Annotated in this window: 8 protein-coding genes and 1 tRNA gene; 5 read left to right on the top strand and 4 right to left on the bottom strand. The window is 48.0% G+C overall.

Going from position 1 to position 12,081, the window contains the following annotated elements:
- Positions 1 to 326: 326 nt before the first annotated feature.
- Positions 327 to 403 (bottom strand) — tRNA-Met (locus ACIQZ3_RS03310).
- A 156-nt stretch (positions 404 to 559) separates the two neighbouring features.
- On the opposite strand from ACIQZ3_RS03310, the gene ACIQZ3_RS03305 reads away from it, so the two are divergent.
- The 3 genes from ACIQZ3_RS03305 to radA are packed head-to-tail and all read left to right on the top strand — an operon-like array spanning position 560 to position 4,412.
- Positions 560 to 2,500 carry a potassium transporter Kup gene (locus ACIQZ3_RS03305; RefSeq protein ID WP_397390317.1) on the top strand — a complete coding sequence of 647 codons (1,941 nt, stop codon included), beginning with the start codon at positions 560 to 562 and terminating at the stop codon, positions 2,498 to 2,500.
- A 47-nt stretch (positions 2,501 to 2,547) separates the two neighbouring features.
- Positions 2,548 to 3,006 carry a hypothetical protein gene (locus tag ACIQZ3_RS03300; protein ID WP_397390315.1) on the top strand — a complete coding sequence of 153 codons (459 nt, stop codon included), beginning with the start codon at positions 2,548 to 2,550 and terminating at the stop codon, positions 3,004 to 3,006.
- 41 nt (positions 3,007 to 3,047) lie between these two features.
- Positions 3,048 to 4,412: a DNA repair protein RadA gene (gene radA, locus ACIQZ3_RS03295; protein ID WP_397390313.1), complete on the top strand. Its 1,365-nt coding sequence runs from the start codon at positions 3,048 to 3,050 to the stop codon at positions 4,410 to 4,412.
- A gap of 13 nt (positions 4,413 to 4,425) precedes the next feature.
- Here the strand turns inward: radA and prmB are convergent, their stop codons facing one another.
- Genes prmB through dapD form a run of 3 tightly spaced genes read right to left on the bottom strand, consistent with a single transcriptional unit; the run spans position 4,426 to position 7,349 of the window.
- Positions 4,426 to 5,322 (bottom strand): 50S ribosomal protein L3 N(5)-glutamine methyltransferase, encoded by an 897-nt coding sequence (gene prmB, locus ACIQZ3_RS03290; RefSeq protein WP_397390311.1) that lies wholly within the window; start codon positions 5,320 to 5,322, stop codon positions 4,426 to 4,428.
- Positions 5,323 to 5,360: 38 nt separating this feature from the next.
- On the bottom strand, positions 5,361 to 6,512 hold the full coding sequence (gene dapE, locus ACIQZ3_RS03285; RefSeq protein WP_397390309.1) for a succinyl-diaminopimelate desuccinylase: 1,152 nt from the start codon (positions 6,510 to 6,512) through the stop codon (positions 5,361 to 5,363).
- 9 nt (positions 6,513 to 6,521) lie between these two features.
- Entirely contained in the window at positions 6,522 to 7,349 is an 828-nt protein-coding gene (gene dapD / locus ACIQZ3_RS03280) for a 2,3,4,5-tetrahydropyridine-2,6-dicarboxylate N-succinyltransferase (RefSeq protein WP_397390307.1), read from the bottom strand.
- Positions 7,350 to 7,524: 175 nt separating this feature from the next.
- On the opposite strand from dapD, the gene smc reads away from it, so the two are divergent.
- Both smc and ACIQZ3_RS03270 read left to right on the top strand, forming a co-directional pair.
- Positions 7,525 to 11,046, top strand: coding sequence for a chromosome segregation protein SMC (smc, locus tag ACIQZ3_RS03275; protein ID WP_397390305.1), 3,522 nt, complete (start codon positions 7,525 to 7,527; stop codon positions 11,044 to 11,046).
- Between the two features lie 18 nt (positions 11,047 to 11,064).
- Positions 11,065 to 12,072 (top strand): cell division protein ZipA C-terminal FtsZ-binding domain-containing protein, encoded by a 1,008-nt coding sequence (locus ACIQZ3_RS03270; protein WP_397390303.1) that lies wholly within the window; start codon positions 11,065 to 11,067, stop codon positions 12,070 to 12,072.
- Positions 12,073 to 12,081 lie beyond the last annotated feature (9 nt).

Genomic DNA, 12,081 nt, shown 5'->3' with positions numbered 1-12,081 from the left:
CGAAGAACGACCACACAGATCGCTTGGCAGAATATCGCCTAGAGACTATCGAGCGCAGGCAGAAAACAACACTTTAGGAATGTCGGCTTGACGGGGGATGCTACAACGACCCCTCCGATATGTAAGGTCATGGTAACAAACGGGGTATTTTTAGTGAATATCGAATTTGTATTAATTTTTTTTAATCAATACATTTCAGGTTTGAATTGAAGGGGAGTCCACTTCGTTTATTGACCTAAAGATCCAAACAAAAAAGCACCAAAGTTTTAGCTTTAGTGCTTTTCGGACCTTCAGAAACCAAAAAACCCTTAATAATCAAGGGTTTGTGGTTGCGGGGGCAGGATTTGAACCTACGACCTTCGGGTTATGAGCCCGACGAGCTGCCAGACTGCTCCACCCCGCGTCTGAAGCTGAGATTCTACCATTTTTTGAGGGTCTCTGTCGAGATATACCTTTAAATAGAGCTGTAATAAGTGGTTTTGAGGAGTAAATATCACTCCTGAGTCAGGCTGCATAAGGAGTAACATATTGCCGTGCAACATCACATTAAGGTTTTGAGATGTCCATTAGTAATCCAGAATTTTCTAGCTCCACACTTTTGAACCCAGTTGAGGTTCAGGGGTCAGGAGGCGAGCATAAAAAAAGCCTCGGCGTAATGATGCTTGCGGCAATTGGCGTTGTCTTTGGTGACATCGGTACTAGCCCACTCTACGCGCTCAAGGAATGTTTCGATCCTCATCATGGCATCGCGTACACACCCGAGGCCCTCTTTGGCGTGATCTCGATGATGATCTGGGCTCTCATTTTGGTGGTGACAGTGAAGTACGTTCTCTTTGTGATGCGTGCAGATAACAAAGGGGAGGGTGGTGTTCTCTCGCTAATGGCTTTGGCTCTGCGTTCATTTGATAGTAAGTCAAAGAGTTACTTCTTCTTCATGATCATCGGTATGTTGGGCGCATGTATGTTGCTGGGCGAATCCGTTATTACGCCAGCAATTTCTGTTTTATCTGCCCTTGAAGGTATTGAGATTGCGGCGCCTGGCCTAAGTAAATTCGTTATCCCGATTTCATTAGTGATTTTGGTTGCATTATTTCTGATCCAAAAATTTGGGACCGCCGCCGTTGGCAAGTTGTTTGGCCCAATCACTTTGGCTTGGTTTTTAACTCTTGCTGCCTTAGGCGTTATTAATATTGGTGATGCGCCAGAGATTGTTGCTGCATTCAATCCTTGGTATGCCATGAACTTCATCATTGAGCACCCAACTACTGCCTATATCGTGATGGGTGCCGTCGTCTTGGTTGTTACTGGTGTCGAGGCTTTGTATTTGGATATGGGGCACTTCGGACGTACTCCAGTTCGTTATGCTTGGTTGCTAATTGTGTTGCCTAGTTTATTAATTAATTATCTGGGTCAAGGCGCTTTACTCCTGTCTAATCCAGAGGCTGTTAAAAACCCGTTTTATTTGATGGTGCCTGATTGGGCTTTATGGCCAACAGTAGGTTTGGCTACTGTAGCCACTGTGATTGCCTCGCAGGCGGTTATCTCTGGGGCTTATTCACTAGTGAGTCAGGCGATCTTACTCGGCTTTATGCCGCGCATGAATATTCAGCACACTTCGGATTCGGAGCAAGGTCAGATTTACATTCCGATGGTGAATTGGGCTTTGTTATTTATGGTGGTTGTTACCATTATTGAGTTTAGAGAATCAGTCAATTTAGCGGCAGCTTACGGTATTTCCGTGACATCAACTATGTTGATCACCACCATCTTGTTGGCCGTGGTGATGTTCCGTGAATGGAAGATGAACATCATATTGGTCGGTCTGATTACAGTCTTATTTTTTGTTGTTGATATTGCTTTCTGGACTGCGAATTTAATTAAGATTAAAGATGGTGGTTGGTATCCATTGGCTTTAGGCTTATTGTGCTTTACCTGTCTGATTACTTGGTACAGAGGTCGTCAGATTTTGCGCCAGCGCGCAATGGAAGAGGGTATCCAACTGGGTAGCTTCATTGAGTCTTTATTAAAGCATCCGCCGCATCGGGTTGAGGGTACTGCTGTATTCCTCACAGCGCACGTTGATTACTTGCCAGTTTCCTTCTTGCACAACCTAAAGCACAACCATGTTCTGCATGAGAGAGTCTTCTTTTTGAAGGTCAGTATTTGGGATATTCCTTATGTGAATGATGCTGAGCGCATCACCATGAAAGACCTTGGTGGCAATATCCATGTGGTGCGTGCTATCTATGGCTTTAAAGAAACTCCAGATATGGGCTCCATCATTGAGCTAATTGAGAAGTCATCCGGGCTTCGATTTAACTTGATGGATACCTCATTCTTTTTATCGCGTGACACCATCGTGGCTACAGAGCTTCCTGGCATGGCTTTGTGGCGTGAGCGCTTATTCTGCTGGATGTACCAAAATGCCGGTCGCCAATCTGATTTCTTCAAGATTCCTGCCAATCGCTTAGTTGAGCTCGGCGCAAAGGTAGAGATTTGAGAAAGTCTGTCACCTTGCGCTCCCTGTTCTCCTTAGGGGCATTTCTAATGATTTGCTCCTTCAGCAATCTGGTGCTTGGCACTCCTGCCGAAGAAGCGCAGCTGGAGCAGCTTGACAAGATTGAGGGTGAGCTGGAATTGCAACGCGATTGGGCTAAATACCGCTGGGATAAAAAAAACTCTGATTGCTATCAAAACTACCGGGTTAATAGCTGCCTCAAGGACTCTCGTGCTGAGTATCGTAAAGAGATAGATCCAATACGCGTGCAAGAGGTGGAGTTGCATGAGGTGCAGCGTAAGTTGCGAGCGAGCATTAAAGATCAGCGTGATGCTACCAAGATCGCTGAACGTGCTTCCGCTGAAAAAGCGGCGGAGCGTTCGGCCAATCAAAAAGAATTTGAAGAGAAGCAAAAGGCAGCAGCTGCTCGTGCAGCAGATGTTGAGCAACGCCGCAAAGATGCACCTAAGCGCGCTCAAGAGAACAAAGCGGGCACACAGCTCGATTAATTGATTTTTACCGTTGCACTCACTAATTACTAGGTAATACTTTGGCCAAGATTAAAACAATCTATATCTGTCAGTCATGCGGTGGGACCTCTGCTAAGTGGCAAGGACAGTGTCCTTCATGTCAGGCATGGAATACGCTAGAAGAAGGCTTACCCGAGGTGAGCTCGAATACCCGTTTTCAAGGCCTAGCGCAATCTCTTCCACGTCAAAAGCTCTCAGCAATTAGCGCGGAAGATCTCCCCCGCTTTAGTACTGGCGTAGAAGAGTTTGATCGCGTTCTAGGCGGTGGATTAGTTCCTGGCGGAGTTGTTTTGTTGGGTGGTGATCCAGGTATTGGTAAATCCACCTTGTTGCTACAAGCACTGGCTGAAATGAGTGCTGCAGGCATGAACGTCCTCTACAGCAGTGGTGAAGAATCTGCCGCTCAAATTGCACTACGAGCAAAACGTATTGCATTGGATGCTCCTCAATTAGAAGTGCTTGCTGAGATTCAATTAGAAAAACTGTTATCCATCATGGACACGGTGAAGCCTCAAGTCTTGGTGGTGGATTCCATTCAGACTTTGTATTCAGAAGTGTTGAGTTCAGCTCCAGGCTCTGTCGCGCAAGTACGAGAGTGTGCTGCGCAATTAACTAGGGCTGCTAAATCTAGTGGCATCTGTGTCTTGATGGTGGGCCATGTGACTAAAGACGGTCACTTGGCCGGCCCGCGTGTACTCGAACATATTGTCGATACTGTTTTGTACTTTGAGGGTGATACCCATTCTTCATTTAGATTGGTGCGCTCGATTAAAAACCGTTTTGGCGCAGTCAATGAGCTTGGCGTATTTGCCATGACTGAAAAAGGTCTGCGTGGAGTTGCCAATCCTTCAGCTATTTTCTTATCGCAACATGCCGAGATGGTACCTGGTGCCTGCGTATTGGTTACGCAAGAGGGTAGTCGCCCACTCTTGGTAGAGATTCAGGCGCTTGTAGATACTGCGCATATCCCTAATCCTCGTCGCTTGGCTGTCGGCTTGGAGCAGGCGCGATTGGCTATGCTCTTGGCGGTATTGCATCGTCATGCTGGTGTGGCGTGCTTTGATCAGGATGTATTCTTGAATGCAGTAGGCGGCGTGAAGATTTCTGAGCCAGCAGCCGACTTGGCAGTGTTGTTGGCAATTCAATCTTCGATTCGTAATAAGGCCCTACCAAAAGAATTAATTGTCTTCGGTGAAGTTGGTTTAGCTGGAGAGATTCGTCCATGCCCACGTGGCCAGGAGCGCCTTAAAGAAGCGGCTAAGCTTGGCTTCACGGTGGCAATTATTCCGAAGGCCAATATGCCGAAGACCAAGATTTCAGGATTAAGAGTGATTCCGGTAGAGCGTATTGATGAGGCTATCTCTGCAGCTGCAGAGCTAAGCTAAAGCAGTAATAAACTTAGCGCAGGTCTTCCGCTTGAATCAGTAAAACTTGCTCGTCGCCCGCAGATACTTCCATCCAAATTACTGGGATCTGCGGAAACGCTTTTTTAAAGTGCTCATACTCATTGCCAATCTCAATCAGAATGGCGCCACGTTCAGATAGATAGTCAGGAGCACCCGCAATAATCTTGCGAATGAGGTCCATGCCATCATCGCCACCCGCCAAAGCAAGAGCAGGCTCCGCATGATATTCAGCGGGTAGGGTATTCATGGAATTGGCGTTGACGTAAGGCGGATTGCAAATGATGAGATCAAAGAGATTGTCTTCATGCGGTTCTGGAAGCGCATCCCAGAGATCACCCTCAAAAAGTTCCACTTGAGAAGTGAGACCATGACGATCGAGATTGCGAGATGCCACTGCTAATGCAGGTAAGCTGATGTCACAAGCACTCACATGAATATCTGGGCAAGCCAAGGCTAGCAAAATTGCTAGAGAGCCATTGCCGGTACAAAGATCGAGAGCTTTACCATCTGCTGGCAGCCAAGGCTCAAGTGAGCCTTCAACGATGAGTTCAGCTATCCAGGAGCGGGGGACAATGCTTTGTTCGCTGGAGAAAAAAGGCACACCCATTAACCAAGCTTCACCCAAAATATAGGCCAATGGCTTGCGCGAAGAGATGCGGAGTTCTGTCACCTCAAATGCCTTAGCAATTTGCTCGGCGCTTATTACGCTCTCTAAGTGATCGAGTGCATCAGTAGGGCTGAGATCCAGCTGTTTACTAGCAATCCACAGAGCTTCACTCTGCGCGTCTATGGCACCATGACCATAATGTAAATCCGCCGCCTCTAGTCGTTGTGCAATTTGATCAATGCATTGATCAAGTGTCAGAGATTGCTGGGGCGCAGGGTCCATTAGAAATTTTTATGAGCTAAGTAATTGACTGAATAATCTTAAGCAATAAGTTGCTCGAGAGTCTTACGGAAGATATTTTTGAGTGGCACGACATCATCCACTATGACACACTCATCAATTTTGTGACTTGTCGCATTGAGTGGGCCAAACTCGACCACCTCTTTGCAGATCTTGGCAATGAAACGACCATCACTTGTGCCGCCAGTGGTAGAGAGCTCTGCATCAATTTTAGTTTCAGCTTTGATAGCGTTGCGTAATGCGCCGGCAAGGGCGCCATCACCTGTAATGAATGGGCTACCGCCCAAGACCCAGTCAATCTCAAACTCGAGGCCTGCGCCAGTGAGGATTCCCTCTAGGCGGCTGCGCAACTCTTCTGGCTTACTCTCAGTCGAGAAGCGGAAATTGAAATCAATTGCCAATTCACCTGGGATGACATTGTTCGCGCCAGTACCTGCATGAATATTAGAAATCTGAAAGCTAGTAGGTTGGAAATACTGGTTGCCCTTATCCCACTCAGTCTCCACTAGCGCTTGAATTGCTGGTGCTGAAAGATGGATGGGATTTTTGCCTAGGTGGGGGTAGGCGATATGCGCCTGAATACCTTTGACTCTGAGCTTGCCTGAGAGTGAGCCGCGACGACCATTCTTAATCATGTCGCCCAATTGGTCGACTGAGGTTGGCTCGCCAATGACGCAGTAATCTAAACGCTGCCCCTGTTTTTGCAAGCGCTCGCACATGATGACGGTGCCATCATTGGCTGGACCTTCTTCATCACTAGTAATCAAAAAGGCAATTGAACCTTTGTGATTCGGATGGGTGATTACGAATTCTTCTGTAGCAACCACAAATGCTGCAAGAGACGTTTTCATATCCGCAGCGCCACGACCATAGAGCACGCCGTCACGAATGGTTGGGGTAAATGGATCATTGGTCCATTTTTCGAGCGGGCCAGTAGGCACTACGTCGGTGTGACCGGCAAACACCAATACTTCACCTTGATCGCCGGCTACACCTTTTTTAATAGCCCAAAGATTAGTTACCTGAAAACTCTCAGGACCACTAACAACGCTTTCAGTGTGAAAACCTATTGCTTGCAGGCGTTTGGCAATGAGCTCCTGACAGCCCCCGTCTGCTGGGGTTAGCGAGCGACAGGAGATAAGAGCTTCAGTAAGCTCAAGGGTAGCGCTCATAGATTTAACTTAATCGCGCAAGAGTTCGTTAATCGCAGTCTTGGCTCTAGTTTGAGCATCGACCTTTTTCACGATGATCGCGGCGTACAGGCTGTACTTGCCGCAAGCAGAAGGAAGTGAGCCGGGAACCACAACAGAACCTGCCGGTACACGGCCGTAATGGATTTCACCGGTTTCGCGGTCGTAGATCTTGGTGCTTTGACCAATATAGACGCCCATAGAGAGAACGGCATTTTCTTCAATAACGACACCTTCAACGACCTCAGAGCGGGCGCCAATAAAGCAGTTGTCTTCAATAATCACAGGGCCAGCTTGGATTGGCTCTAAAACACCGCCAATACCAACACCACCGGAAAGGTGAACGTTTTTACCGATTTGGGCACATGAGCCTACAGTTGCCCAGGTATCAACCATGGTGCCTTCGCCTACATAAGCGCCAATATTGACGTAGGAAGGCATTAAAACGGCATTTTTACCGATAAATGAGCCACGGCGGGCCATGGCAGGGGGAACTATGCGGAAACCGCCATTGGCGAAGTCATCTGCGGTGTAGTGCTCAAACTTGCTCGGCACCTTGTCGTAGAACTGGGTATAGCCGCCAGCACCCATGGGTTTGTTGTCTTCCAGGCGGAAAGAGAGCAAAACAGCCTTCTTTACCCACTGGTTTACTTCCCATTTGCCGACGCTGCGGCGCTCAGCCACACGAATACTGCCTGTATTCAGACCTTCGAGTACGGCGTTCACGGCGTTGCGGATTTCCCCGGAAACGGCCTCAGGAGACAGGTTTGCGCGGTTTTCCCAGGCTTGTTCGATGATGCTTTGTGGTGATTGGCTCATGCTTTTCAGTTAACTATCAGATTGTTAAGGGGTTTTGACCCTGGAAGTAGATTAATCATTATATCGGTGGGGCAAAAACCCGTGTGAGGAGCCCTAAGCTTGCTATCATCTTCCCACTTTAGTAATAATTTTTTACCCCCTTATTTGAACCCCTTTTTTCCCTGCAAAGTACGCCGTGCAACTGAAATCCATCAAACTTTCCGGCTTTAAGTCCTTCGTCGATCCAACTCACTTTGAAATGCCAGGTCAATTGATCGGTGTTGTGGGTCCTAACGGTTGCGGAAAGTCGAACATTATTGACGCTGTACGTTGGGTTTTGGGCGAGTCACGCGCCAGTGAATTGCGTGGCGAATCGATGCAGGACGTAATCTTTAATGGTTCTGGTTTGCGTAAACCATCTGGTCGCGCTAGTGTGGAACTCATTTTTGATAATTCAGAAGGGCGCGCTCAAGGTCAGTGGAGTGCTTTTACCGAATTGGGTATCAAACGTGTTCTGACGCGTGATGGTAATTCCAGCTACTACGTCAACAATCAAGTTGTACGCCGAAAAGACATTCAAGATATTTTCTTGGGCACCGGTATGGGTCCAAGAGGTTACGCGATCATCGGGCAAGGCACGATCAATCGCATCCTGGAAGCAAAACCAGAAGAGCTGCGTGTTTTCTTGGAAGAGGCTGCAGGTGTTTCCAAATACAAAGAGCGTCGTAAAGAAACGGCCTCCCGTCTTGAAGATACAAAAGAAAACCTAGTACGCGTAGAAGATATTTTGCGTGAGCTCGATCAGCAGGTAACTCGCTTAGAGAAGCAGGCTACTGTCGCTGAGCGCCATGCTGAACTGTCTACTGAGATGAAGTCTCAGCAACAGTTACTCTGGTTCGTGCGTCAGACTGAGGCTGGTAAAGAACAGGAACGTCATGCCAACGGCGCTCGTGAGACGCAAGTAAGCTTGGAAGAGCAGACGGCCAAAATGCGTCATGTGGAGACTGAGCTTGAGACAATGCGCACAGAGCAGTATGCTTTGCAGGATAAGGTTTCTCAGGCTCAAGGTGACTTGTATCAAACAAATGCTGATGTCAGCCAAGTAGAGTCACAGATTCGTTACGTGCAAGAAGCGCGTCAGCGTCTGCAACAACAATCCCAAGATTTACAAGCACAACTTCAACGTTGGACCGTTCAAGAAACTGATGCTGCTCAAGCACAGCGTACGGCCGAGCAAGAGCTCAACCTAGCCGCAGAAAAAGAGCAAACATTAATCGCCGATTTATCAGGCTTGCAAGAGCAAATGCCCTCACGCGAAGAGGCATATCAAGTTCACGCACGCGAACTGAATGATGCGCGTGAAAACTTAGCCACGATTGACCAGCGCTTAGCTAGTTTAGGTGAGCGCGTTAAAGCTATTAATACACAAGTTGAAGAGCTTAAAGGGCGCGATACCCGCCTTGAGGCTGAGCTTGCTGGTATGCGTAGACCCGATGCCGAAGCATTGCAAACGGCAATTGACCGTCATGCGATGGCGCAACGCAAAGTGGATGAAGCAAGACAAAAAGCCGGAGAGGCGCAACAACGTGTCCCGGCTGCAGATGAAGCTCGTAATACTGCGCAACAACAGATTCAGTTGGCTAACCAAGAGTTGGCTCAAACCGAAGCAAAACTCACCGCACTGACTGCATTGCAAGCCAGCGTTCAAGCCCAAGGCAAAATTGGCCCATGGCTTGAGAGCAAAGGCTTAAAAGAGAGCAAGCGTTTGTGGCAAGAGCTCAAGGTGGAGAGTGGTTGGGAAGCCGCCTTGGAGTCCGTCTTGCGCGAGCGCTTAGCTGCTGTTACAGCCAAGAGCGTTCAAGAAACTTTAGCTTTAGCGAATGATGCCCCTCCAAGTCGTTTGGCTATTTTATTAACGGAAGATATTTCTCCTGCGCACACGACTGTGCCAGCGGATTTCATTCCTCTGCTAACTCGTGTTCAGAGTGCAGGCGCACCTCGCGTTGCCGCTGTATTGCAAGAGTGGTTAGACAACATCTATATTGCTAATAGCTTGGAAGATGCATTGCATCGTCGTGAGAAGTTGCCTGCAGGCGGTGCTTTTGTTACTCAACAGGGCCATTTAGTGAGCCGTGTAGGTGTGCAGTTGTACGCAGCTGATTCTGAGCAGGCTGGTATGTTGGCACGTGCTCAAGAGATGGAAGGTCTCGAGAAGCAATTGCGTGCACAGAAGTTAATTCAAAGTGAGTTGCAAGGTGAGTTGGATCAATGTGCTGCTAACTATCAGGCCGCCCACCAAACTGCTGAGCAAACTCGCATTGCTGCTGAGCAAGCCGTGCAAGAAGTACATGGTTTTGAAGTAGAAAGAATGCAATTAACTCAGGCTGAAGAAAAGTACAGTCAGCGCGCCGAACAAATTCAGGGAGAATTGGGCGAGTTGCGCCAGCAAATGGAGCAATTGATTCAAACTCAAGAGCAATCAGCTGAAGAGCTTGCTCAGTCAGAAGAATCTAAGCAAGGCTTGCAAGAAAATCTTGCTATCGCTCAAGAAAAACTCGAGTTAGCCACCCAGGAACGCGATCGTTTGCGTGAGTCTTTGCGCTCATCCGAGATGTCTGCTCAAGAAGCGGCTTTTGCAACTCGCTCTTTACAGCAACGAATTGCTGACTTGCAGCGTGATCAAAGTACTGCACGTGTGCAGATCATGGAGATCCAGGATAAGCAGGCTACCTCTGAACAAGAGCTTGAAACTCTCAGCGATGAAGAGGCTCAAGATAAATTGCAGGGACTTTTGCTGGCTCGCAGTGCTCGCGAAGCAGCTTTAGCAAATGCTCGCACCGAACAAGATGCTTTATTGCATCAATTGCGTGAAGCAGATGAAGTGCGCTTACAGATTGAGCGCAGCCTACAGCCAATGCGTGACAAGGTCGTGGATTTGCAGTTACGTGAACAGGCTGCCCGTTTGAGCTTTGAGCAGTTTGCAACCTTGCTCTCAGATGCTGAGGCCGACCTAACTGCATTAGAGGCAAACTTTAGTCCTGACCTTAAAGCAGGTGCTTTACAAAGCGAAGTAACTCGCCTTGGCAATGAGATTCAGTCTTTGGGCCCAGTAAACATGGCTGCCTTGGATGAGCTTTCAAGTTCGCGTGAGCGCAAGCAGTTCTTAGATGCGCAATCCGCTGACTTGAACGAGGCAATGCAGACTTTGACGGATGCGATTGCCAAAATTGACGCGGAAACTCGTGATCTCTTGCAAGGTACGTTTGATCAGGTCAATACCCACTTCGGAAAATTGTTCCCCGAGTTATTCGGTGGTGGTCATGCTGAGTTGGTGATGACTGGTGAAGAGATTTTGGATGCTGGCGTTCAAGTGATGGCTCAGCCTCCAGGCAAGAAAAATAGCTCGATCTACTTACTCTCCGGTGGTGAAAAGGCCTTGACTGCGATTGCTCTGGTCTTCTCCTTATTCCTCCTCAATCCTGCCCCATTCTGCTTGCTCGATGAGGTTGATGCGCCATTGGATGATGCGAATACCTTGCGTTATGCGCAGATGGTTGCCAAAATGTCTAATAAGACTCAATTCGTATTCATCTCACATAACAAGATCACTATGGAAATTGCTCATCAGTTGATTGGTGTCACCATGCAAGAGCAGGGTGTCTCTCGTATTGTGGCGGTGGATATTTCTTCTGCGGTGTCTATGGTGGAGGCAGCTTAAGTGGATCTAGAGCAATTCATGACAATGTTGGGTTTGTCTGACTTGCAGTTCGCTTTGGCTGTTATTGGCCTGCTGATTCTCATTTCAGTTGCCATTCTGAATTTCAAATACGCCCGAGCTCGCCGCAAGGCAAAAGCTGCCGGTGAATACTCTGCTGACAATCGTTTTACAAAGGAACCTTCTTTTGGAGGCATTACAGTTTCAATGCCATCCACCCCAGAAAGTTTTTCAATTGATCCCCGTATTGATTGCGTTATCACTCTACGTTTTGATGAGGGCATTAGTGGCGCTGAAATCTTAGAAGAAATCAATGCTTGGAATGACATTCCTGTAACTTCAACAGCGCGTTGGATGTGCGAAGGTTTAAATGCCGATGTTGATGCTGCTGAAGATTGGGAAACCTTGCGCTCAGAAGCGTCTTATTCTGAGTTGCAGTTAGCAATTCAGCTGGCTAATCGTCGCGGTCCGATTGGTGTATTGGAGCTTTCTGATTTTTGTTCGCGTGCACAAGCGCTTGCAGAAACCTTGGGCTCCCAGATTGATATGCCAAGCGTGAGCGCTATGTTGGATGGTGCTAAAGAGCTCGATGCCATGGCTGCGGAGAGTGACATTCAGTTGAGTATTAATGTGCTTTTCGACGAGGCAACACCTGGTGCTAATTTTGATGCCTTGATGCGTAAGCGCGGTTTTAGGCTTTCCCGTAACGGCCGTGCTTACGAGTTCTATAGCAACGGTACGTTCATCTTTACCAGCGCAGAAATCGATCCTAATGCGCCCATTAAGCAAGCAACCTTATTGCTCGAAGTGCCCCTGGTATCTCAGGATGAGCGTGCTTTTGAGCGCATGCTGGGCGAGGGTATTGAGATCGCTCAAGCTGCCCACGGTCGCTTGGTGGATGACAACGGTATTAATTTGACTGAAGCTGCAGTGATGAGTATTCGCCAGCATCTTGATGTCTTGTATGCCAATCTTGAGAAGGGTGGCGTTCCAGCTGGCTCTTCTACTGCCAGCAGACTCTTTAGCTAAGGAATCGCT

Source organism: Polynucleobacter sp., assembly GCF_044342855.1.
In the GTDB taxonomy this organism is placed as follows: domain Bacteria; phylum Pseudomonadota; class Gammaproteobacteria; order Burkholderiales; family Burkholderiaceae; genus Polynucleobacter.
Note: the sequence above shows the minus strand (reverse complement) of the source record. Positions and strands in the feature narration are given on the sequence as shown.

Bases quoted from the DNA above. Each gene is read 5' to 3' on its own strand.
- ACIQZ3_RS03305 (WP_397390317.1), top strand. From the start codon at position 560: ATGTCCATTAGTAATCCAGAATTTTCTAGCTCCACACTTTTGAACCCA.
- ACIQZ3_RS03300 (WP_397390315.1), top strand. From the start codon at position 2,548: ATGATTTGCTCCTTCAGCAATCTGGTGCTTGGCACTCCTGCCGAAGAA.
- prmB (WP_397390311.1), bottom strand. From the start codon at position 5,322: ATGGACCCTGCGCCCCAGCAATCTCTGACACTTGATCAATGCATTGAT.
- dapE (WP_397390309.1), bottom strand. From the start codon at position 6,512: ATGAGCGCTACCCTTGAGCTTACTGAAGCTCTTATCTCCTGTCGCTCG.
- dapD (WP_397390307.1), bottom strand. From the start codon at position 7,349: ATGAGCCAATCACCACAAAGCATCATCGAACAAGCCTGGGAAAACCGC.
- ACIQZ3_RS03270 (WP_397390303.1), top strand. From the start codon at position 11,065: ATGACAATGTTGGGTTTGTCTGACTTGCAGTTCGCTTTGGCTGTTATT.